This is a genomic window from Paucilactobacillus vaccinostercus DSM 20634 (assembly GCF_001436295.1).
Taxonomy (GTDB): domain Bacteria; phylum Bacillota; class Bacilli; order Lactobacillales; family Lactobacillaceae; genus Paucilactobacillus; species Paucilactobacillus vaccinostercus.
This window is the reverse complement of sequence record NZ_AYYY01000021.1, coordinates 1-25371: the sequence shown is the minus strand read 5'-3', so window position 1 is coordinate 25371 and position 25371 is coordinate 1. Positions and strand designations below refer to the sequence as shown.

General features: G+C 40.0%; 17 protein-coding genes. 7 read left to right on the top strand and 10 right to left on the bottom strand.

Annotation, left to right across the window (positions count from 1 at the left end; translation table 11 throughout):
- Positions 1 to 167: 167 nt before the first annotated feature.
- Entirely contained in the window at positions 168 to 2180 is a 2013-nt protein-coding gene (locus FC26_RS04815; protein WP_057778300.1) for a right-handed parallel beta-helix repeat-containing protein, read from the bottom strand.
- A 141-nt stretch (positions 2181 to 2321) separates the two neighbouring features.
- On the opposite strand from FC26_RS04815, the gene FC26_RS04810 reads away from it, so the two are divergent.
- Positions 2322 to 3512: a helix-turn-helix domain-containing protein gene (locus FC26_RS04810; protein ID WP_235809473.1), complete on the top strand. Its 1191-nt coding sequence runs from the start codon at positions 2322 to 2324 to the stop codon at positions 3510 to 3512.
- 339 nt (positions 3513 to 3851) lie between these two features.
- Here the strand turns inward: FC26_RS04810 and FC26_RS04805 are convergent, their stop codons facing one another.
- From FC26_RS04805 to FC26_RS04795, 3 genes are read right to left on the bottom strand one after another with little or no spacing between them, the layout of a single operon-like run.
- Positions 3852 to 5246 (bottom strand): MFS transporter, encoded by a 1395-nt coding sequence (locus FC26_RS04805; RefSeq protein ID WP_057778297.1) that lies wholly within the window; start codon positions 5244 to 5246, stop codon positions 3852 to 3854.
- A 36-nt stretch (positions 5247 to 5282) separates the two neighbouring features.
- Complete coding sequence (locus FC26_RS04800; RefSeq protein WP_057778295.1) at positions 5283 to 8378, bottom strand: glycoside hydrolase family 2 protein; 3096 nt, start codon at positions 8376 to 8378, stop codon at positions 5283 to 5285.
- A 20-nt stretch (positions 8379 to 8398) separates the two neighbouring features.
- Positions 8399 to 9796, bottom strand: a complete 1398-nt coding sequence (locus tag FC26_RS04795) for an MFS transporter (protein WP_057778293.1) — start codon at positions 9794 to 9796, stop codon at positions 8399 to 8401.
- Positions 9797 to 10093: 297 nt separating this feature from the next.
- Between FC26_RS04795 and FC26_RS04790 the strand changes: the two genes are divergently transcribed.
- On the top strand, positions 10094 to 12322 hold the full coding sequence (locus FC26_RS04790; RefSeq protein WP_057778291.1) for an extracellular solute-binding protein: 2229 nt from the start codon (positions 10094 to 10096) through the stop codon (positions 12320 to 12322).
- A 169-nt stretch (positions 12323 to 12491) separates the two neighbouring features.
- Here FC26_RS04790 and FC26_RS04785 read toward each other — a convergent pair whose 3' ends face one another.
- Positions 12492 to 13586: an NAD(P)-dependent alcohol dehydrogenase gene (locus FC26_RS04785; RefSeq protein WP_057778290.1), complete on the bottom strand. Its 1095-nt coding sequence runs from the start codon at positions 13584 to 13586 to the stop codon at positions 12492 to 12494.
- Positions 13587 to 14093: 507 nt separating this feature from the next.
- Here FC26_RS04785 and FC26_RS04780 point away from each other — a divergent pair.
- The 4 genes from FC26_RS04780 to FC26_RS04765 all read left to right on the top strand — a co-directional run bounded on the left by FC26_RS04780 (position 14094) and on the right by FC26_RS04765 (position 18564).
- Entirely contained in the window at positions 14094 to 14567 is a 474-nt protein-coding gene (locus tag FC26_RS04780; RefSeq protein WP_057778287.1) for an AP2 domain-containing protein, read from the top strand.
- Between the two features lie 198 nt (positions 14568 to 14765).
- A complete protein-coding gene (locus tag FC26_RS04775; RefSeq protein WP_057778285.1) occupies positions 14766 to 17159 on the top strand; it encodes an ATP-dependent DNA helicase in 2394 nt (797 codons plus the stop codon).
- 146 nt (positions 17160 to 17305) lie between these two features.
- Positions 17306 to 18064 (top strand): DUF1643 domain-containing protein, encoded by a 759-nt coding sequence (locus FC26_RS04770; protein WP_057778283.1) that lies wholly within the window; start codon positions 17306 to 17308, stop codon positions 18062 to 18064.
- Between the two features lie 284 nt (positions 18065 to 18348).
- A complete protein-coding gene (locus tag FC26_RS04765; RefSeq protein WP_057778281.1) occupies positions 18349 to 18564 on the top strand; it encodes a CsbD family protein in 216 nt (71 codons plus the stop codon).
- 132 nt (positions 18565 to 18696) lie between these two features.
- Here FC26_RS04765 and FC26_RS04760 read toward each other — a convergent pair whose 3' ends face one another.
- From FC26_RS04760 to FC26_RS04750, 3 genes are all read right to left on the bottom strand, one after another.
- Positions 18697 to 18918 (bottom strand): hypothetical protein, encoded by a 222-nt coding sequence (locus tag FC26_RS04760; RefSeq protein ID WP_057778279.1) that lies wholly within the window; start codon positions 18916 to 18918, stop codon positions 18697 to 18699.
- Positions 18919 to 18942: 24 nt separating this feature from the next.
- On the bottom strand, positions 18943 to 20142 hold the full coding sequence (locus tag FC26_RS04755) for a hypothetical protein (RefSeq protein WP_157061056.1): 1200 nt from the start codon (positions 20140 to 20142) through the stop codon (positions 18943 to 18945).
- 575 nt (positions 20143 to 20717) lie between these two features.
- Positions 20718 to 21356, bottom strand: coding sequence for a FusB/FusC family EF-G-binding protein (locus tag FC26_RS04750; RefSeq protein ID WP_057778274.1), 639 nt, complete (start codon positions 21354 to 21356; stop codon positions 20718 to 20720).
- A 284-nt stretch (positions 21357 to 21640) separates the two neighbouring features.
- Between FC26_RS04750 and FC26_RS04745 the strand changes: the two genes are divergently transcribed.
- Entirely contained in the window at positions 21641 to 23470 is a 1830-nt protein-coding gene (locus FC26_RS04745; RefSeq protein ID WP_057778273.1) for a heavy metal translocating P-type ATPase, read from the top strand.
- Positions 23471 to 24553: 1083 nt separating this feature from the next.
- On the opposite strand, the gene FC26_RS12695 is transcribed toward FC26_RS04745, so the two are convergent.
- Positions 24554 to 24715 (bottom strand): hypothetical protein, encoded by a 162-nt coding sequence (locus FC26_RS12695; RefSeq protein WP_157061054.1) that lies wholly within the window; start codon positions 24713 to 24715, stop codon positions 24554 to 24556.
- A 425-nt stretch (positions 24716 to 25140) separates the two neighbouring features.
- On the bottom strand, positions 25141 to 25371 hold a 231-nt coding region (locus FC26_RS13040; RefSeq protein WP_235809472.1), incomplete at its 5' end, for a hypothetical protein.

Genomic DNA, 25371 nt, shown 5'->3' with positions numbered 1-25371 from the left:
AGATGCTTATTTCAGTCATAACACACATACTTCTTCAAGAACACTTATGTTTTCACATTCATTATTTTACTTGATTATGAAAACAAAATGAGTATTTAGCAATTATTTTATTACTTACTATCAAATCACTTCAGTATTAGTCAATTGATTTATTGATATTAGTATCCTTATTCTTTCATCCACAACATCTCACGGGCTGCCTTCTCCGACACAAAGGGTCCTGCAACGGTCGAGGTTCCCCGATGATTACCAAAATAATCTTCATTGAAAACGATCGAATCACCATTTGGCATTTCAAATCGTTGTTCTGGCTCAAAGGCTTCACCCAAAATATCAGTGTTAATTATGCCACTTTGGTAGTCACCGATCACATCATACAAGTTGGTTTTAATCTGTGGTTGCCCATCATTTTCGACCAGTTCAAATTCTACCTGATCTTCAGTATTCACTAAATTATCAGTTTCCTTTTTCCAAGCTTTGGCGCCATTTAGATACACATTGCCACTCGCCCAAATTGGTAAATGACTGAAATGAGCTTCCTTCAGATTTTCCATATCATGTTCCTTGGCCGCTTTTCCTTCTAACGGCTTAAATGGCCGGTACCACTCATCAAACGTCGGATAGTCATCAAAGACAAAGGTTCCAACCTCTTCATTATCCTCTGGAGCAGGATCAGTAGCTGGCCACTTTTGGACAAAGATATTGTTATAGAACCGATCATCCCCATGCAAGATCGTCATAAAGCCTGCCACTTCTGTTCGATGTTTAATATGATACGGGGTGAACCGTGGCTGTGGTTCTCCAGGTCCTGGATAATCCGTTCCGGTACCCACAAACGTGAAGGATCCCAAAATCAGATTCTGTACAACGGCTAAGCCCTGCGTTGGAATTTTCAACGAATCCTTAGATAACAATAAATTATTATCAATCAGTGTCGGGCCGTGACTTACTTCAACCCAAATATCTTGACTTTCCATTGCACCATCTAACCGTGGAGCAGTTCCTTCCGGTGCATAGTTGTGGTCAAATAGATTTTGGGTAATCCGGGTTCCCTGTGCTTCCCAGTCACACCATAATCCCATCGTTGTATGGTCAAAATGATTTCGGCGAAAAATAACATCAATAGCTGCATGAATTTTAATTCCCGCAATTTCAGCACCGGCTAATTCCTGCATATTATTAATATGGTGAATATGATTATCCTCAATGAGACTGAATACAGCCCCTTGCCGTCCTACAATACCGTCTTGTTCACAATGATGAATATTACATCTGCGAATGATATGATGCCCAATATTTTCTTTAAGCCATCCATGATATTGCCCACGGCATACTGTATCCCGTTCCATTTGTGTCGGACTTTTAACGTGCTTATAGGTAAAGTAATGATTATTGTCTGGATCTTCGTACATCCCTAATGAGATTCCCGCACAACGACTATGACTAATGTCACAATCTTCAATAATCCAACCCTTGGCCCAGTGTGGCCCAATCATCCCATCCTGATAAGCAGCAGGCGGGGCCCATGTCGTTGCTGCTTTATTCACGTTGAATCCACTGAGCGTGATGTAGTCCACACCCGTCTTTTGTGGGTAAAATACTTCGCGACGCACATTGATGTCAACATGCTCATTATTTGGATTCTTGCCCTGAAAATTAGCGTAAATAATTGTTTCGTTCTTTGTCGGATCTTGTTCGGTATACCACTTATAAATGGAATGTTCACGATCCCAAGAACGCGCATAGACCGTGCCAGCTAAACAGTCTGCCAATGAAGTGGTTTCATAAAACTGTTGATCATTCATGTATACCGCACCCGTATGTTTGTCCACCGGGCCAAAATACCAATCACCCACAACAAATGTAGTGTACGGATTATACGTTCCAAAGACCCCATTATCGATCCGTGCAACCCAGACGTTGTCCCGATAAAGTTGCCAATTTTTAACACTTTCCGCTCCCGTAATAGTGGCTTGTAACGGCTTAACACTCCGGTAAGTGATTGGAGCTTCTGCCGTGCCGGAATTAACGGGATTCACGTTTTCACGATAGACTCCCGGAAAAACCAACACCTCATCCCCGGCCATGGCTCGTTTAGCAGCCGCATTAATTGATTTATATGGTGCCTCTTTAGATCCATTACCATCTCGCATCACAGTTGCATCGACGTAAATCTTCATAACTAAATGCCCCCTAATTGATTCGACTTCAAAACTGTTCAGCGTTTTGTTAACGCTTACAATAAAGAGTATAATAGCCTTGCTACTTCATTTATTGAACAGATCAACAGTTTTTTGAATATTTTACTCATGAGGTGATCCATGGTGTCTCTCGATCAAGCCTATATTCAGTCATTAAACGTACCGGCAATTAAATTTAGTCTGTCACATAACAAGCCAACCGTACAATTCAAGTGTGGCAATATTTTAACACGGCGTTATTATGCAATGTTACAGCGACTCCCCACTAAAGCTGGCTTCTATATTTTACGACACACGGAAACGCTACTGACATTTTGCTTCATCACGCAGGAAACGGCATTTTTAATTGGTCCCGAACTAATCAATTCTCGTTCCAATCGCAAAAGTCAAAATCTGGGTTCAATGATTGTTTACCTTTCACACAAATTGCAGACCCCCATTTTAGAAAAAGATCAGTGCTACCACCAAGTTACTTTCTTTTCCCAACTGATTGGTCTTTCAAACAGCGCTGCGTCAATCGATCAGGCGTTCCAAAATCCAATCACCTCAAACGAACTCAACAATATTATCATGTCTGTTCAATTTAATAACCAAGGCGCTCATATTAGCTACAAATACGAACAGGCACTCAAAACCGCCGTCATGATGGGAGATTCGATCGCGATTCATTCCGCATTTCACCATCTTTTAAGCTCCGGTCGAATTGGCGTTCTTTCAAACGAGAGTACTTTAAGAGCAATCAAAAATTGGGGCATCATTTGTGTTTCCGTGACGTTGCGTGCCGCAATTAACGCTGGAATTGATTATGAACAAGCGTACACACTGAACGATCAATACGTAATCGAGATCGAAGAGGCACCTGTATTTGACGATGTTATGAAAAAAATCGAAAAAATTCTCATAGACATGGCTTCACGTGTCCAGAGTCTCAAAAACGTGCATTTATCAAAAAACATCCGCCACATTTATCAAACAATCCTAGATACACCCGAAGAAACACCCTCCATTCAGCAATACAGCCACCAACTGAAACTTTCACAAAACTATTTATCATCCCAATTTAAACAGGAAGTCGGCATTACAATCACTGAATTCAAAATGCTCAGTAAAATTAACCGTGCTATTCAGCTTATTTCGATCACCGATCTATCGATGGCAGAAATCGCTGCTGAACTTAATTTCGCGGACCAAGCACATCTTAGCCGACAATTTAAAGCGTTTGTTGGTGTGACACCGAGCGCTGCTAGAAAGCATCCCCACTACCTAGAACGATGGAATATTTATCATTTTTTGAAGATTAATGTGGGCTGATTCGTATCGTCCATCTAATCTAATTGAGATTTATGTCCCTGATTAATATTTTTTCTAAACTTAATCACTACCTACACGCTATTTTTTTAAATTAAAAGAGCAATGCGCCTTCAAGCTGCACGCATTGCTCTTTGTACTATTTCATTAATATTTTAAGACTCATGTGATGTGCAAACCAATTGTGCTCAAAACGATTGAAATAGTTTTTGCCAATAATTATTAGTTTGACGGGGAACCAATAATTTATTGTTGTAATTGCTCCCTCCCAGCAACACAATCACGGAAAACGTAGGAAGTCGTTTTCTCCCACTAAAATTTAAAAGCACATGTTCTTAGATTTTAACCATTTTCTTGTAGTCGTCTTTGCATTAGTTCTTGTTGAATTTGTGGGCGTTGTCGTTCAGCTTTTCTATAAAAGTAAGCGGGAATCACTGCAAGCAATAAGCAAACACATGGTAGCCAGATAAAGACAACTTGAATTCCCATTAGTGCCTGTGATGTTTGTTGCTTTTCAGCAACATAACCAAACATCCCTAAAACCCAAGGAACAATCCCCATTCCGAGACCGCCACCTAGCTTTGTCGCAGTTGTTGCCCCGACACCCGCTAAAAATCCAGGTGCAGCAATATGATTCTTCCACTCCCCATAATCGGCTGAATCCGCCAAAATGGCGAAAATCAATGGCACACAGATTCCCATTCCTAGATTATTGACCACCCAAAAGGTCAAAACTAAAAATAAATTATGACCACTAATCAGGATCAAGGGTTGTGCTAATGCTGTCATCACTAGTCCTAATACCCACGTGTTGGATTGTCCCAACTTACGAACAATCACGGGCAAAAACACAATTGAAATTAGCTGCGTTGAATTAAGGGCATTTGCCAAGGCAACCATTCCCAAATTATCAAGACTATACTGGAAATAATAAATGACGCTTGAGTTTCGTGCCATTGACGCAATAAAAACCAGAATGGTAATGATAAAGGTTAGAATAAATGCCCAGTTTCCCTTCATAGCGCGAAAACCGTCAGCAAATGAAACATGTTCCTTTTCTTGTTGAATTGCATCATCCGAATGAACTTCTCGAATAAACGTAAAAACAAACAAATATCCTAATACACACAAGAGTGCCAGAAAACATACCGTTTCAAAAAATCCCTTTTTAGCATTACTTCCTCCAAAAAACGCAACCAAAGGAAGTACCGAAGCATTTGCAATTAGCGCCCCAATTTGACTACCACCGTTTCTGAAACTATTGAAGATGGTCCGCTGATTACGGTCCTTAGTCAGCAACGGTAAAATCGCTGTATCAGGTGTATTAATAAAAATCTCAAGCATTGACCAAATGACATAGGTGACCCAAATATACGTAATATTCAGTGCACTATTCGCAAAGTTAGGTGCAACGAACAACAATATACTAAAGATGGCAACAGGGAAACACATCCACAAGTACCAAGGACGCGCCTTACCCCACCGCGTATGAGTATTATCAATAAAGTATCCAGAGATTGGTGCAGCCAATGCAGAAAGTAACCGTGCAATGAGCATCAATGTACCAATAGCGCCCAGTGACATCTTAGCAACATCCGTATAAAAATAGACAAGATACGCACTAACAGTCGTCGTCAATAATTGGTAACTTAAGTCCGTTGAACCATAGGCCAATTTTCTGATAATCGGAACTTTGACCGTCTGTTGCTCATTTGTCACAAGCTTCTGACCATCCAAGACTATTCACCTCTCTATCACTATTTAACGACCATTTTATGGTTGTTTGATTAGCATTTTTTTCGCGAATTGCTGTGCAACTGGGTTAGCTTTCAGTCGATCATCTAAGATCAACTCGCAAATAATAACTGATCCCTTACCGATTTTCCGTTCACCGCATGCTAGTTCTGGCCGCCACTCGCCCTTGATGTTCATATTTGCACTCGTCAGAATTGCATCATAATTTTTATTATGACTGGTAAAGGTGTTTTCCAAAATTGGCGTAATCATTTGTTGTTTTTCATCAAACCAAAATCTAAAATCATCTGGCTCAAATCCGTCAACCATGAGATGACCCGTGTTACGAGAAACAAAGTTCACTGGCAACATACCGCATGGTTTGATTTTGACGTCCTCATCAAAAATTCGATATGTTCCAGATGCGGGACGATAAAGAACTAGTTTAGTTCCCGCTTCAACTTTTTGACGTAACTTGGTTTCCTGTCCTTTAAAGACCGCCATATCATCAATAATAATCGTATCAGGTGTTACCGTACTATCACCAATTTTTTGGTAATTAGTGTAAGTATTCAACAATGAACCCGCTGTTTCACCAGCTTGAATCGTCGTTCCCTTTAAATCAGTATTCTGACTTGCAATCTTAAGATTCAGCGTATTGTAATGTACCACTTGATTGTTCTGATCAATCAGTGCCGCCCGTACCTCAATTTCACCAGCAATCCCGGTTGTATCAAACTGAATATCACCAGCATATGCGGAACACGATGGTTGGATACCAACTGTTTGGACACCCTTACGCAGTACTTCATGGTTCCGAACTACTTCGTAATATAGTGAATAGGAATCAAACGCTTCTGGTAAATCGTTGCAGATCCAGGTTTCAATTGCTGCTGTTTCGCCTTCAAAATATCTGAATCGCCGGGGTTTAAAGCTAACCATCGTTGGTGTTAATGCATCACGATAGGCAAAATATGCCGGCTTTGCAATCCGATCATTATCAATCACAGCTTTCATCCAGCCAGCGGGAAAATGATCGATAAAAATATGCAATACTGTTGAAATCATGGCTGTTTGTCGTCTAAACGATTCTGTCATCCATTGAGTCGCAAATGCTTGATATCTTTGACTTTCCATTACCCAATTACGAAGCGTCTTTGGTGTTTCAAAGTACTGATAATGGAAATTACTACTTTGCTCCATTGCAATCGCCGTTGGCGACCAGTCATCATCGGGTGACGCTGGTAACCAGTTCGCCGGGTAATGATTATACATAGTCTCTAAATTATCGAGTCCTTCACACCCATACTCACCACAGGCATAATTCCAACCTTTTTTCACAGGCAGCCAATATCCTGCAGCTAATTCACCCATAGTTTCACCGGAACTGTTATACCAAGATGTATAACAGTGATTGTCTGGCAACCCAAACGTTGGCGGATCATAATCCCCATCAACTGGTTTAATCACACGATCGGGATTTAAACATAGAATCGTTTCCTTAGCTGCAGTGAAGAAGCGTTCCAATTCTGGACGTATCAGATGTCGTTGCGGGAGATTATTGGCATTTGGAAACGGCTCATTGATAAACGTGTCAACGATATTACAAGGATGTTTTCGGACAATTTGTTCCATTTCGCCCGCCTGCTTCACGGCCTCACTAAACTTATTACGGCGAAGAACACCGAATAGCGGTAAATCGGTTTGAGTCATCAATCCAAGATGATCACAATAGTCATACACCGTTTCCTGGACTGGTCGTTGCGTAATACGCCAAAAGTTCATGTGTGCGATCTTAGCCAACAAAATATCATCAACCAATTGATCCAGTTCACCACGCATTACATCATGCTGTTCAAATCCCATGGTATTTGCACCACGTAAATGAATTTCCTGATTGTTCAAATACAATTTTCCCTTGGGCTGTGAGGCTTCATCCATATGAAACTTGCGCATTCCAAACGTCCGCGTATTAGCGTCTAAAATTGTATCATCATCGTCGATAAAGCCTACCTGCACTTCGTATAAATAAGGGGTCTCCGAGCTCCAAACCTTCATATCTGGAATATCAAAAATGAACTTAAAATAGTTGTGTCCTTTTTCGGCATTGAGCGTATTTTCTTTATCTTTTTGACCGGTCGCAGATAGCATTGCTTCAGTAAACGTATCTCCTAGACCAATGGCCGTTCCCGTTGACTGTTCAACAATCTGATCTTTAACAACTGTTCCCACAAAGTTTTCGCCATAAATCGAAATATTAAATTTAGCGCTTCGTTCACCTAAATCACAATGATATAAATCAATGTTTACTTCAGCCTTATGCTCATCAAATAGTGGTCTGACATACACTTCACTGATAAAATCACGAGCACGCTTTTCTAAATACACATCTTGGTAAATTCCCATTCCAGGCGGACAATGATGCCATCCTAACGCCGGATCATCAAAGCCCGGACCAGTGGCCGCATAAATTTTATCGCCACCATACATCGTCCCGCCTGCTTCTAACTCGTTGCGTTTATGGATAAAATCATTTTTAACTTGAACAACCAGCGTATTGGTACCCGAATGAATATAATTCTCAATTTCAAATTCAAACGGCGCAAACAACCCTTCATGCGTTCCGACAAAATAACCATTCACAAAAACATTGGCAATATAGTCAACACCGTTAAAATGAACAAACAATGATTGTTCATCCGTAACTGAATCAATATCAAACGTTTGGCGATAATACGTGGTCTTATTTCCGAGCGGTCGACCGAAGTGTGGAATTGAGACTGTCTCCCATTCTCCGTCGCCACTTAACACGGTCGTAAAATCAGTTCGGTCGGTATCAGTTTCGACCCGCCACTTAAACTCCGTTAATTTTTGCCTAGTTCGATAATTTTTGACTTCTGGTGCCTGATGGACCAGAAACGGCTTAAATTGGTTTCGCATCCGTTGTAACTCTGCTTCCAGCGCCGCTTGATCATTCATTTTCTCCGGAAAACGAATGGGTAGACCATCAAAATTTCCCATCGGTAATGATTGATGCTGAATTTCAGCCGGTTTTACTCGTTTTAGTCCTTGCTTGTTCAGATTGCGTCCCAAATTATTGGCAATGTTCGCAAATTGATCATTTACTTTTCCCATACCGACAAACCTCCTCAATGCTAATTATTTGCACGACGTTCCTTTAGTTCCTTCTTAATAGTTGGCCCCATCTTTTCATACTTCTTGTAGAAAATCATCGGAATAACCGATAACAAGTAAACAACTGCGGGAATCCAAATAAAGGCCACATTGATTCCAGTTAAAGCATGCGCTGACTGGTTAACGGCAGTTGCACTATATCCAAATCCGGCCAAAACCCAAGGTACCAATGCAGCACCTAAGCCACCACCAAATTTGTTGGCCGTTGTTGCACCGACACCGGATAATAGTCCTGGTGCATTAACACCAGATTTCCATTCACCAAAGTCAACCGTTTCGGCAATCACTGCAAAGATCAGTGGCACGCTAAAGCCCATACCAAGATTACTTACAACCCACCATACAAGAACCAATGTAATGTTTTGTCCTGAGAATAGAATCATCACTTGCGCAAATGCAGACATAACAGTTCCTAAAATCCAGGTATTGGTTTGCCCAATTTTTTTAACAAAGATTGGCAATAAAGCAATCGTAATCAACTGCGTTGTGTTTAATCCATTTGCTAGTGCTGTCATTGTACGATCATGCAAGCTATATTGGAAGTAGTAGATCACACCGGTATTCCGCGCCATATTAGCAATAAAGTTCAAAATCGTAATAATAAATACCAATACCCATGGCCAGTTTCCCTTAATCGCTTTAAAACTTTCGGCCATTGATAATTTGGGCTTCTTTGTAGTAGGTTCTGCCTCAACTTGAACATTATTTTTCTCTCGTAGTCCGCTAAAAACAAAAATGTAGCAAAGGACCGATAAAGAAGCCATTAACGCTGCCGTTAATAAGAATCCCTTTTTATCATTATGGCCACCCAGAACTGCAACCAATGGTAGAACCGCCGCATTAGCAATTAAGCCACCAATTTGACTCCCCCCATTACGTAAACTGTTTAAGAGTGTTCTTTCGTCCTTGTTGCTTGTCAACATCGGTAAAATTGCAGTTGTCGGTGTATCAATAAAAATTTCTAATAGCGACCAAATAATGTAAAACGCCCAGATGTAGGCCATGTTGGCGGCCGCACTCGCAAAATTTGGAACAATGAACAATAAGACTGTCACTAACGATACTGGAATTGTCATCCACAGGTACCATGGACGTGCCTTTCCCCATCTCGTATTGGTGTTATCAATAAATATCCCCGCCAACGGTGCTCCCAGTGCTGAACAAATTCGTGCTAATAACATTAGGGTCCCCACGGCCCCAAGGTTCATATGTGCAACGTTGGTAAAGAAGTATACAACGTACGCGCCGACCATCGTAGCCGTCAATTGATAAGCTAACCCCGTGAAACTATATGCGGTTTTACCAAGTAACGGTACTTTGTCGACTTTATTTATTTTCCCCGATCCAGTAGCATCCATTTTTTTCACTCCTCATTGATATAAAATAATTAAAAAAATTATGCGGCTGTGTCTAAATCCATTCGATTTTCTAATTGACCACCTCAAATCAGTTTATTTTAAAATGTTCATGAATCGATTCATATGCAGTATAAACGGAAATCAAAAAAATCGCAACCGCTTTCTTTAGCTATTTTTATGCGTATTGTACCTAAATTTCAATTATGCTATAGTACAGATATTCAAATAAATTTTTCAAGAAAAGTTCATGAGCGATTTTTTTACGCTCCTTAAACTATTCAGAAGCGGGGTTATAAAATGGCGACGATAAAAGACGTGGCAAAACAGGCTCATGTTTCTGTCGGCACAGTTTCAAATGTGTTGAATGGTAAAACAAATAACCGAAAATTAGTAAAACAAGTTGAAGATGCAATGGAACAGCTTGCGTACTATCCCGACGTTCGAGCCAGAAATCTAAAAAAAACAACCAATTCCCTCGTTGGTGTCATCATCCCCAACCTTGAAAATGCTGACTGTTTAGCGTTCCTTTCTGCAGTTGACAAAAAACTTCGGGAAAATAACTTCGATATTTTTTTAAAAGTTTCCCAGAACAATTATCAGCTCGAAAGAAAAGGGATTGAACAATGTTTAGAACACCATGTGAATGGCATTTTAGTCTATTCACCATTTAAAGATAATGTTACCTATCTGCTTCAAAACACTCCCATTCCTTCCGCGCTAGTTAGTGAGTACGCCTCCTACAACTTTACTGGCGACGTGACAACCATCTCGTACGACAAAGCGTTAAAACAGGCGTTGGAACATTTGAAATCTAAAGGATTTCATAATACTGGTCTGATCATGGAATCTGGTTTGGTCTATGAAAATAACTTTTTCGATATTTATCAAAAGTATTATCCAAAGGCTGAGAATAAATATGTTCAGACGGTTGATTCCAACCAAGAAAGTGGCTTTATCAGTGCTTTTTCAATGCTTCAAAAGCATCCTGAAATTCAAGCCATCATTATCAGTGATTATCAGCTTGCAAAAGGTGCCATCAAAGCGCTCAAAATGCTTAACATCCAAGATATTTATCTAATTGTAATTAAAGAAAGCAATTGGATCGATGATGATGTCGATATTGATGCTCAAATTTCAATTTCCTTTCAAAAAATTGGTGCAAATATTGCCGACCGACTGATTCATTCGATGACTAAAAGTAAAACTCACGAATCTGTCGCCAAAAAATTCGAAGCTCAATTCATACAAGAAAAAGAGAAACCAGTCATACTGAATAAGGTCGTAGCGCCCCTCAGATTTGAACTCGTCGATTCTCCAGCTGCGAGAGCACTGGTTATGTATTCTAAAATTTACACGCGCGAAACTGGTAATAAAATTGAGTTTGATATCAAAACTTATAATCAGCTTGAACACGACTTATATAATCAAAAATCTCATCGAGATCCTTACTATGACGGATTTTTAGTTGATATTGCATGGATGGATGGGTTTGCGGATCAAGGTATTTTATTACCGCTTGATCATGTTCAGCAAAAATATCCAGAATATTTTCATGGTTTTTTGACTAATATGTTGTCAGAATATGGCGTTTATAAGGGTAAATTATTCGGATTACCATTTATCTCTGGGACTCAGCTGTTATTTTATCAAAAGGACCTGTTCGAAGATAAAATGCTACGGTATAACTACCGTTTAGCCAATGGTGAAGAACTACTTCCGCCAGAAAATTGGGCCCAATTTAACTTGATAGCTAAGTATTTCTCGCGTGAATTTAATCCAAACTCCCCCGTAAAATATGGAATTTCAAATATCACAGGTCAAAATATTTCAACAACCATTAGCTTTTTAAATCGACTTTGGGCTTATAACAGTGACGTTTTTGATACCAATGGAAATGTCATTATCAATAATAAAAATTCCCTTGTCGCGCTAAAAAATTTCAAAGAAAGTTACCTCTATGCGTCACATAATCAGGCAACTGATACGTGGGAAAAAGTAGCCCATGAGTTTTCAACTGGCGATGTTGCGATGAGCGTACTTTACAATGGGGATGCTGTTGATATTAATGACTTTTCAAAATCCAGAGTTGCGGGCAATATTGGGTATAAGCTGATTCCAGGACTTTCACCGGTTCTTGGTGGTTGGTGTCTTTCAATCAATCCATTTGGGAAAAACATTGAGGCTGCAATTCAATTTATTTTATGGGCCTGTTCGAATGAAAATGCTATTCCCATTTCATTACTCGGTGGATCGACACTACGCAATGAATACTACGAACACAGTGATTTAGACAATGTTTATCCTTGGAAATCTCTGTTGAAAGAAAGCTTCCCCATCAGTAAAAAGCGTGTCATTCCGGACACGGTACAAGGTTACGAACAAAGCGACAAAATTTATACGACCATCATTTCAAAAGAGCTAACCAAACTCATTAATGGCGAAATTGATGAAAAAACAACATTGATCAATTTAGACAATAATATTAACCGTTTTATTACGGACCACGATCAAACGAAAATCCCATAATTTAGCTTTCTTAGACAGCAAAAGACATCCTCCACCACTATTTGTTTCGGTATAAACCGATAAATAGCAGCGAAAGATGTCTTTTAATTTTTTAATCTGTCTTTGCAAACAGCCCTTTTTTAAAAATAAAACGACTTTTTGTTGCAGTGCAATGTAGTAGTGAAAAAGATTAATCGAATACAACGATTGGTTTAATCACTTTACCACTTGCAGAATCTGAAAATGCATCATTAATATCGGCAAACCGATAAAATTTAGTTAACTTATCAAATGGGAAAAGCCCCTTCTGATAATATTTAACTATTTTAGGAATAAAAATTTGTGGAATTGCATCCCCCTCGATCACACCGGCAATGGTCTTGCTCTCAGACATGATATCCTCATTAACATTGAAAGTTACATCTCCCGCGATTCCCACGACAGCATCAATTCCGCGAGGTTTAATTGCATTAACTGAATCTTTAATACACTGCGCTGCACCTGTCGTTTCTAACGCAAAATCTGTTCCGTTACCTGTAATTCGCTTAATTTCGGCAACGACATCCGTTCCCGGCTTGCTTTCGATAACATCAGTGGCACCTAATTCACGTGCCATGTTCAAACGATACGGGTTTGGGCGATTAACGACAATAATATGCGCCATGTTAAGTAGCTTAGCGGCCATCACGCCTGATAACCCGACCGCACCGGCACCGAAAATCACAATTGAATCCCCAAATTTAGGTTTAAAGTACTGCAATACTGTACCTGCACCGGTCTGAATACCACATCCTAAGGGTCCCAATAATTTTAAATCGGCATCTTTATCAACTTTGACTACCCCACGTTCGGACACAACTGAATATGTACTGAACGATGATTGTCCGAAAAAGTTTGAAACTGCTTCTCCATTTTGGGTAATTGCTGCGGAGCCATCCTTACGACGACCACCAAAATTAATTTTGTTCAGTATATCACATTCAGCGGGGTGTCCAGACAGACAACTGTCACATACCCCACATGAGTTAAACGATAATACAACATGATCACCAGGTTCAACAGTTGAAACAGATGAACCAATCTCCTGAACAATGCCAGAGCCTTCATGTCCTAAAACAACTGGATAACCTGCCATTCCGGCATCACGTCCAACTGCATCAGTATGACAAACACCACTTGCAACCATTTTAACTAACACTTCATCACTCTTCAGTTCTGCAAGCTGGGCTTCTTCGATGGTTAAAGGTTCGCCAGATTTTCGGGCCATTGCAACTGTAATATCCATAACTAGTACCTCCATAAATTGCTTATTTTATAACAAGTACGTTTAGTTTATACCATTTTTTTCATAAATCTACGTAAACCGATGCAAATTTAACCAATTTCTTAATTTCATTCTGTAAATTCCTTTATTACCATAAACACTAAAATAGTATCTTTAGCGTAAACTCTAAAACACTTATTATTCGTATGTTCATAATTATAAATAAACATTATCATAGCTGTATTATAATTTTCAACACTATTCACGACTTTTATTGAAATCCTTTGACTGCAATATTTTAATAAGCACAAACTTTTTTCCTGTCCCGCAACTGACATTACTAAAAAACTAAATGTTATCGCTTGTCCTAGGTGTTTTAGGGTTTACTGCAAAACACCCATTTATAACTTTCAAGCTGTACTCACTAATTGATACGGATGGATTCAAACTCTAACCCAACTAAGTTTTCATACATCATAATTAGTTTCCATTTATTTTTTAGAAATTTGTTGGATATGGTGGAATATAATGAGAAAGAAAAATTTATTAAATCATAAATTTGGCCGTTTGCTTGTTATCAAAGCAGAGCCCAGCGATAAAAATGGAAATGCGTGTTGGCTGTGCCGTTGCAATTGTGGTAACCATGTGATTGTAACCGGTGCGAGGCTACAACATGGCATCACGAAAAGCTGTGGCTGTCTGCGCCGTGACGTCATGCAAAAAAGAACTCACAGTAATGCTATCTTGATAAAAAATTCGTCCAAGACCGATTCTTTTCTGAACGACGATGGTGTCTGTTATAACTCATTAAAGAGATCAAGCCGCAACAAGAGTGGTCATATTGGCGTGTCTTACGATCAAGATTCCGGCAAATGGTTTGCACGTTTGATGTTTCGAAACCACTATGTCTTACTAAAATCTTTTGATACCATGGATGAAGCAATACAAGCACGAATGGACGCAGAGAAGCGCTTCTTTCCTAAAAAAACACGGAGCCATTAGCTGTGGTGATTTAAAAATGGTTTCTTAAAAAAATCTATAATAATTAAAAGTGATATTAAGACGTTGAATTCAGCATCTGGATATCATTTTTTTATATTCATAATTGATTTGTAGTCGATAAACATTACTCCGCCCAGTACAAACACTCGTTCGAAAAATGATATAATAGTTTTACTATTTAAAATAAGGAAGCACAGCATGTCAATCACAAAGCTGGGAATTCGCGAACTGATTGAATTCACCCTAAAAACTGGCGACTTAAACACCAGTATGAACAGTAAGAATACAGCCCTTGAAGGCGCTCGAATCCATCGGATGTTACAAAAGCAGCGATCAGAAAACTATCAAAAAGAATACGCATTGGACTTTGAAGTTTCATTAGTAGACACTCCCTATCTCGTCCACGGTCGTGCAGACGGTGTTGTCATTGATGGGGACCAGACACTAATTGAGGAAATTAAAACTTCTGATGCGGCATTTGATGAACTCAGCAAAAACACGCTTACCCTATACTGGGGACAGGCTAAAATGTACGCCTACATTTTGATGACTCAAGAAAACTGCCACAAACTGACGTTACAACTTACCTACTTTCAACGTCCTACCGAGAAAATTACCACCCGCCAGATTACCTACACGTACAAAGAAGCCGAAAAATTCTTTCACGAGGTACTGACCGAATATGAAAGCTGGCTGCAACTTCAAGCAGATTTACGGCTTAATCGAAATGAATCTATTGCGAGCCTTACATTCCCATTTGATCACTATCGTACCGGTCAACGCGAACTGGCAGTTTCGGTCTACAAAGCCCTTCGATTGAAAAAACAATTGTTCATTGAAGCTCCCACTGGTACGGGCAAGACTATTTCAACCGTCTTTCCAGCAGTAAAAGCCATGGGTGAAGATCAGATTCAGCGACTCTTTTATCTCACGGCGAAGCAAAGTACCCGACGAGTTGCGGAACAAGCACTCACCATGATGCGTGCGCAAGGGCTTAAAATTCATAACATAACGCTTACAGCTAAGGACACAATCACATTTCCTGAGGAACGGGACCTGAGACCGGAAGAAAATCCTTACATGATCGGCTATTACGATCGACTCAAACCAGCAATCAAAGATGTTCTCAACAACGAATTCGCAATTACCCGTGAAGTAATTGAAACGTACGCACGCAAACATATGCTAGATCCATTTGAATTTTCATTGGATTTAAGCCTGCTATGCGACGTCATCATTTGTGATTATAACTACCTATTTGATCCACAAGTTTATCTGCAGCGCTTTTTCGCAGTTGACCATGACGACGATAATTTTTTCTTGGTTGATGAAGCCCACAACTTGGTTAGTCGGGCGCGTGATATGTACTCGGCAGAACTGAGCTTAGCCCCGCTGACCGACTTAATTGCCGACGCGCACGGCAAGGGTGCTGGTAATCGCCGCCTACTTCAAGACTTAAGGGATCTTCGTAAAGCATTTTTTGAGTTTGCCGGACCGCTTATGAGTAGTAATAAAATAGAAAGTGTTTCGGCTGCCCCTGCCGAAGGCTTTAATAAGGCGGTCACTCACCTAACCGAAACTATTAGTGATTGGCTGGGGGACGAAAAACGTGAACAAGACCCCTTCACCAAGGCCGTATTGGATTACTATTTCAACTGCTTAAGCTACTTAAAGATTTCAGACTATTACGATGACACTTACCGAACAAAAATAACGCTGGGCGATAACCCAGATTACCAAATCACCTTCAAACAATTGTGCCTAGATCCTAGTATTTTCCTGCACGACTGCTTGGACAAGGGTCGCGGTGCTGTGTTATTTTCGGCAACCTTTTCTCCATTAGATTACTATCAACGTGTGCTAGGCGGAAATGAAGAAAGCTTAACCTATCAGCTTCCATCACCCTTTCCTCCCAAAAATCAAAGTATTTTAATTACTGATTACATTAGTACTACCTATCGCACCCGAGACGTAAACCTATCAAAAATTGTTACCAGCATAAAAACGTTAGTATCCAGCAAAACCGGTAATTACCTCATTTTTTTGCCTTCCTACAATTTTTTGGAAAAAGTAAGTTTGATCTTTCAAACGGCCTATCCGAAAATTGCAACGGTAATTCAAAAATCCAGCATGACTGAAGCCGACCGGACTGCATTTCTTGCAGCATTTGAAGACAATCCAGATCAATCTTTGGTTGGTTTTGCAATTCTTGGTGGTATTTTTTCTGAAGGTATTGACCTCACTGCGAATCGTCTAATTGGCGTTGGCATTGTCGGCGTTGGACTCCCCGGGTTAAGTACCGACAACAACCTACTCCGTGACTACTTTGATAGTCAAGGCGAACCGGGGTTCGAGTTTGCTTATCAGCTCCCCGGCCTCAACCATGTGTTACAGGCTGCTGGTCGATTAGTACGTACCATGACGGATAAAGGCGTCATTTTATTGATGGATCAACGCTTTGATTCACCACGCTACCGACGTTACTTTCCTGCACATTGGCAATACTATCGTTCGTTACACTCACTTGATGAACTCGCACCAACCATTGATAAGTTCTGGGATCTGAACGAACAGCAAGAAACCAAGTCATAAAATTAATACTAGAACTAGCAAAAGTAAGCAAACTACGACTGCTTTAAGCTTTCGATGAAAACGTAATAACGTTGTTACGAACGATGAATCACGAAAAATGTGCTTCATCTGAAGACCCCCATTACCAGTTAAAGGAAGTGACACAAATGACAAAGGTTGCTACCCAAACCATGTTATTGCACGATCGCACGATTATACCAACCCGTAAACATATCAAAACCGATTATGAATACAGTACATTAATTGACCAGCAACTGTATCAGCAGCAATATAATTCCTCTTATCCAGAAAACGTTCGGGTCCCCTTGAAACTGAATCAGATTGACGCGACAGTTCCAAATTTTAAGCTTTATGTTCGTTACATTGCACCATTCACCACATCATCAATTACCAGCAATCCGAGTGGTAAACGGAAAATTTTATTCGGTTTAGGAATGAACTGTTCCTATGCCAACTCAAAGCACGGAGACACAACTGTATCTCGATTCTTAAATACTTTTAAACGTGACTATGACACACTCTATATGTTTAACATATTACCAATCCGAGCAACCAAGAGTACGGTAATGAATGAAGTCATTGAAACAATGGATTCACCAGCACTGGACCTCATATTAATGAATAACTACTCTCAAATTGTCGATTACACCAAGGGCTTTAATAGCCCCGACGTCGTGGCCTTTTCTGGTAATTTGAAGAATCCTAAACTCATTGATGAATATCAGCGAATCATTACCTTATTTAAGAATCAGCATGCAGATATCAGAGTTTTTGGTAAAAATAATAACGGATCCCCACTCCATCTAAATCCATTAGGAAAACCCGCTAAAAAAATCAGTGAACTCGTTAAAAAAATTCAAGATCCCGTCGAAGACTTTGGCTTCAAAGACCTCCCAAAACTGTAAAACTAATTAAAAACACCCATCAAGTTTAAATTGGCAGACTGGATCAATAGTTGAAGCTACCCAGCAGTCTCCCAATTTTCAACAACTCTAGTTTGTGTCTTGTTGTAAGGCGAACATCATTCTGCCATCATAGTTAGAAGTTGTCAGTTACTTTTTAGTCACCAGGAATTTTTCGTTTACTATTGCACACCATCACGCCTTTGTCCTTTATCTACTCTTATTATTTGATTAATCTGAGTCTTATTTGTTAAGATTATTTCATAGATAAGAAAGGAGATTTAACTATGACTCAAGACGAAAAATTCGAAAGTAAAAAAGAACAACTTGCGGGTAAAGCTAAAGAAGCAGGTGGAAAAGTTACCGGAGACAAAGAACTCGAAGCCGAAGGTAAATCTCAAAGTACGCTGGGTAAGGCCAAAGAAAAACTAAGCGATGCAAAAGACACTTTAAAAGGTGCTTCTGACGGTCTGAAAGACAAACTCAACAACAAAGATAAATAGTAACTTTAAGCGGAGACCATATGGGTACTCCGCTTTTTAATGCTAATCGATAATTGCTCATGTTGCTTATCAGCCATATCATATTGATCTAAATATCATCCAAAGCAGCACGTCCTTATTGGTGAAGTTTCTTCATTGACCGTGCCCGATCAATTGCATTCTCGAAAGCAGCCGCTTTTGATTCAAAAACATCTGTAGTACCGTAAACACTCGCTCATCAGTCGCAAAGACTTCATATGCATTATCTTCGTTGATTTGAATGACCACCTCGTACTCCCGATAATCGTGCTGATGATTTAAATTAATCGATAATTTTTCTACTGTTCTGATAATTTCGAATTTAATTCTATCCATGTCGGTGTCCTTTTAATAAGTGGCTTAGTTGATTTGCTGACCATATTTAGCTAAGGCGTTCTGAACTTGATCCTGCGAATAATCCGAAAAATCATAGACTTCTTCGCTAAATTTTCCCTTACTCAAACGCATTTGGATGACGCCGCCCTTTTCCAGTACCATTTCCTTGCGAGCAAATGCTCTTAAACTAGTTTTACCGTTTGGTTCCGTAACGCGGTATAAACCGAGAACTGTTAAAGCGCTCGACGATGCCAAAAGGGCTTTTTTAGGTTGAGTCACGTAAATCGTTTCCGCACGCTCATTTGTACCGCCATCAATAAATAAATCATCTTCCTGATCTAACGTGAATGGCATGAGATAAATTGCTAAACGTTGTTTCTTGACCCATGTGGCTTCATTAAACTGACGATCATACTCGGCATAGCTATCGCAAAAGGATTGAACGCCTTTCAGATTGGCAATCGTACCTTGCGCCTGGAGTCCATGGACCCGGTAGGTGTTAGTTCCTTTGAAAGCTATACCATGGGTCATTTGATTTAAGCGATAGTCATCTTCTAATCTTAGCTTAATTGTTTGCCCATTCTTTAAATGTCCATTTTGCGGTAGTGTGAACCGCATTTTATTACCGTATCTTTTGGAGCTGACCATGACTACTCCATGCCCTTCAAACCCAGTGAAGCTCACTTTCAACTGCTGTTTTAGATTGGCAGCTGTCACTGTCTGTTTCGGTTTTTTCAAGCCATGGACAGTCCGCGTGATGGTCGGGTTACTGAGATGATATTTCCGGGCATCGGCAGCTGTGAGTGCCAGCCGTAATTTTATCTTATCGCCATTCTTTAAACCGGTGGCCGGTCGAATTTCAATAGGATATTTCATTAAAATGTTCTTTGCGTTGAGCTCTTCTTGATCGAAAGTGCTGGAAAGACGGCTGTACAAATATATTTCCTGCCAGCTGGCGGACAGACCCACAGTCTGCCTGACCTTTGTCTGTTCATGTCGCTGTGTGGCAACTTTTTTGACAAGCTGTTTTCGAACTGCACTCACCGATCGATCACTGACGGTTACCTTACCAACACCGCTATAACCACTGTATTTCAAGTGGACGTGCTCTAGTGGGCCTCGCGTCGTAATGAAAAACGTTGTCCCAATTATCACCATAATTCCGATACTTCCAAGAATCAACCATCCCCAGTGACGCTTCATAAAACGAGTTACCCTCTTCATAATCGTGCCCTCCCATGCTTTTGATTATTCAGGAGGTTGAATTGGGAGTCAATGGGTTCGTGAATTTGGCTAGCAGAATGATGTACTTGGAGTGTACCAAATACGTTAAAGTGGATTAAGTCAATATTACGCTTTAGATATTTACTTCTAAAAAAAGTGCCATACCGAGTACATTCAAAAAATCGGCCTATTAAAAGTTAGCCAAAACCGATGACATAATTGTTAGCGAACCATGATTAACCTGACCTAATCAAATTACACCAGTAATTATGACCAACGTCTAGCTTGGGACCCATATGCTTATATATAATAGAAAAAGAAGATCTGATGAAGACGGAAACCAGTACACATTTTCTATGCAGCCAAACTAATAGCAAATAAAAGAGCATCTACCCGATTAAAGGTAGATGCTCAGTTTATTCTTCTTGATAATTAAATTATCATTCACTCAGATTCATGACTTTCATTATCATCTGTTAATTTTTATATAAATTGGTTACGATGCCTACTTCTAATACTAATACTGAACTGCATTAAAGGTTACTTCATCGTACCCAGGAAGGATGTTTTCTTGCCTAATTTATAGTGTCCAAAAAGTCATCTAATTCTGTCCGCGAACATAACTGCTGATTACAGCGCATGCTATCAGTACAGATATAGTTTCCCTTCTTAGTGTACTGACCCTCACTGCCCCGTTTCGTGATTGCGGTAAACAGGGCCACGTTGGATTCATGGTGGCAAATTGCACAAAACCCTTTGACAACGGTGCTAGAAATATCACCCGATATCCCACGTAGCTGATCATCCTCGTAGTACAGCATGAACTTACGACGGGTACCGAGGTCGTTCCACCCGACAAACGTACACTCACGTAGATCGATGGTCTCAAAATCAGGAACTTTTAATTTTTTTATTTTATGAAAAACCTTTCCAACCTGCTTTTTGGATGGTTGAGCAAACGGGATCACATCGGACTTGAGATTTGCAAACAACTTATCAGCTGTCCCGTGCCGTAAGTGATCATTCAAGGCATACTCAATCAGCACATCAATCTCCGGGTAATCGCCGGTAATGGTCTGCTTGATTTTCTCGACCGCAATCGCGCGGATGGTCTGAATTGTCCGAACATCGCTCACTGACTGATAACTATGGATCAAGTCGGCGATAATTTCACGAATTTGCATGTATTGGTAAGGTTGTAGTTCTAATTTCATAAAGCATTCCTTTCACTTTCAAACGTGAATCATTAGAAAGGAAATGCCTGACTAATGATTCGGCTAACAGACATTACCCGAATCATTGGAAGATACATTACGTATCATTTGATCACCCCCCTGTGAAGTGGCAATAGTATATCAAATAATGATTTAATTGACAACAGACGCCGTTATCACCGGAACAGACTAATGAGAATCGTCGCATTGTTATCCCTGTATCAATAGGTGCGTCTTACTTGCTATGTTATAATGATTATAAAGAAGACACAGGAGGTGCTACCATGAAAAACAGAATAAAACTACTGTTAACCTTACTCATTGCAGTGATCGCATTACTGTTAACATTCGCCTTTCACTTGGAAACCTACGGCCGGTGGCTCGTAACGATTGCCAGTTCGTTGGTGGCACTGTCGATGTTTGTCGACATGATCAAAACACTCAAATCAGGAAAATACGGCATCGATCTATTGGCAATCCTCGCGATCGGTGCCACCCTGCTTGTCGGTGAATACTGGGCTAGTCTGGTCGTTTTGATCATGCTCACAGGTGGTGACTCGCTGGAAGACTACGCCACTAAGAAAGCCGGACAAGAACTAAAATCTCTCCTCGACAACTCGCCTCAGTTTGCGCACCGGATTAGCGGTGATCAACTGGTGGACATTCATGTAGATGATGTTGCAGTGAACGATCATCTGATCATCAAACCTGGTGAACTTGTACCAGTGGATGGTAAACTAATTGCCGGTCAATCCACATTTGACGAATCTTCCCTCACCGGAGAATCACACCCCATATCAAAGAACGTGGGCGCCCCGGTTATGTCAGGGTCGGTGAATGGTGATGCAACAGTCACGATCATCGCAGAAAAAAAGGCCGCCGACAGTGAGTATCAGGCAATCATTGAATTGGTTAAATCATCGGAAACGCAACCGGCACACTTCGTCCGTATGGCTGATCGTTATGCCGTACCGTTCACTGCAATTGCGATCATCATTGCAATCGGAGCATGGCTCATCTCCGGTGACCCAGTACGAATTGCCGAGGTATTGGTGGTTGCCTCGCCATGTCCGTTGATTCTCGCGGCCCCAATTGCACTGGTTGCGGGGATGAGTCGCACCAGTAAAAATGGGATCATCGTCAAAACTGGCACAACGATCGAAAAACTGGCACAAGCTCAATCTGCTGCATTTGATAAAACTGGAACATTAACTCGTGGCCGACTAGAAGTTGACACAATTCACGCAGAGACCCCTTGGAACCAGGAACAACTACTCCTACTGGCAGCGAGTGCGGAACAACACTCCGGACATATTTTAGCCCGATCACTGGTGAGTTACCTTGGTCCCGATGTCTTACAGCCCGTTACCAACCTCAAGGAAGTCACAGCTCAGGGAGTCGAAGGTCAAGTGGTAGGCAAAATGATTCGTGTCGGCAAGCTCAAATATGTCACAGATCAGCCAATCAAGTCGCTTAGTCGGACCGCCGTCTATGTGAGTATTAATGATCAGTTTGCCGGCTGGATTACATTTTTGGATCAACTAAGACCGGAAACACCCGCCACCCTGACTGAGCTCAAGCAGTTAGGATTGCAGCGATTAGTAATGCTGACAGGAGATCAAAGCCAGATTGCACACGAGATCGGTAATACATTGCCACTCGATGAAATTCATGGCAACCTATTACCCGCTGATAAGATCCAAATTTTACGATCGGTGAAAACAGACTACAATCCGATTATCATGGTTGGGGATGGTGTAAACGATGCGCCAAGTCTGACAGCTGCTGACGTTGGTATTGCGATGGGTGAACATGGGGCCACTGCGGCCAGTCAATCAGCAGATGTCGTCATTTTAAAGGACGATCTTAGTAAAGTAGCCGCCGCAGTCGCTATTGGTCAAGATACCATGCGGATCACCAAAATCGACGTGATCACTGGAATTGTGATCTTGATCATCCTAATGGCAATCGCCGCAACCGGTGTGATCCCTGCCTTAATAGGTGCTCTCTTCCAGGAAGTCGTTGATTTAATTACAATCTTACTAGCCTTACGCGCCAAAAATGGCAGTCGTACCAGTCGTCAGAAACTGGCTGAAATTGCAACATTTCGATAAAAAAATAGCACAATGATATGGGTGAAAATATCTCTAAAAGGGTGCTTCGATTTTGAAACGAGACACACTCATATTTGATTGGTGAATACAAAGTTTTAGGTGACAATTAGATTGAAACAGTAATTGATAAAATAGGCAAAGGTCAGTCCAAAAAATGTGCAAAATGTTCTGAAATTATAACCCTTTTTGACCCATTTAATAAAAATAGGAACCTCGCTAAACGTTGATTTAACGGGATTCCTATTTTTTATTGTCTATTCTTACTGGTACTGGTAAGCGAGTGACGGGAATCGAAGTAACCTCTCCACATCATTGATACATAAGGTTTCTATCAATTTCAAATTATTGTCGGTGTACCTGTGGTGTACGTCAGAAAAATTGTTATCAGCTACACTGTATCAAGAATATACGTTCATGCTGACTGGATTCATCCACATGCCTATATATAAATGAGATTTAAAAAATGAACCCAAAATTGAAAATCTTTTAAATTTATTTTTAAATGTACAATTTTATATGTGTTAGTATATGCATAAGGTACAGGAGGTGATTTTTTGACACAATTTTTGTCTCGACTTCTACTCTTCGTAGAATAATTGGTATTTTACAAAAGAAGAGTTCCTTTAATTTGATAAATCGAGAAATTAATGTAGTTCCTAAGTTCCCTATTTGGGGACTTTTTTATTATGAAAATCAAATTGGCTTTATACCAGCATTCACACAATTTGTACACTTTTGATTGGAAAGTGTAAACGTCATTATCTATCAAGTGCTGGTGGAACGCCGTTTTAGAATGGTTTCGCACCATTACTAACGTCCCTTTTAGAGCCTTTTAAAACAATAAAAAACTCCCCATTTCTGGAGAGCTCCTATGACGGTTAACGAGTCATTATTGGATGTAGGTACATTATAGTACAACTAAAATTAATTGCAAATAAAAAACCTGCGTCAATTAAGATGAAGACTTCTAGTTTTTTAGAGTAGGGACCTAATGGTTCTTAAGCTGTCGAATTGTTTAACATTTGTTTCAAACGAGCATTGTACGTTTAACGTGCTTGCAAAGTAATAATAATATTTTATTTTTTAGACTTCCGGAACAACAACACCGTTGATAAGTTCTGCATATTTATGTGCTTTATCAAATTCATCAAATCCATACGCCTCATTGACCATAGTTACTAAGCAAAAATTGCCTTTTTTATTGGGTTTCCCAATCCATTTGCATCCAACTTTAATAATATACAATTATATCAGTCCTTTCGATACAAAATTATCCATCCATAAGATCATTATAGCATTGAGAACAGTATTGTTACTATAATGTTACAATTTATTTTTTATCAATAATTACAAAATTTTAACAAAAAGCCCCTACCCGATTAAAGGTAGAGGCTTAATTTGAATAGTGCTCTATTCAGTTACGACGGGTGCTCCCGTCTCACAATCTCGATTAGTCATATTATAGCATTTTATATCAACTTATGGGATAAGCTAATATAAGCTCGTTCAAGCTCATCAAAACTATTTTTGAAACCACTTACTTGACCTACGACCATATAGCTGTTATTGATCATTGTCGCAAAATACATTTTTGAGTAAAAAAGAGTTATCCAGAAGTGGATAACTCTAAACTGAACAACGAATTACTATCAGATTAGGTATATTATAACCTACTTTACTATTATTGCAAATAAGAAAGCTACCCAAAATGGGTAGCTTAACCTATGTGAAATATATCTAAAGAAAGAGAATTGTCCAAAAGCTTGATTTAATACTACTACTTTAACCGGTAGTTGTAAACGTTTTATATTAATTGCAAACAAAAAAGCCCCAATCCAATTAAGGACGGCTATACTCCTTCTTGGGTAGACAAGCAAATAATTAAAGCTTGCCTTCCTAGG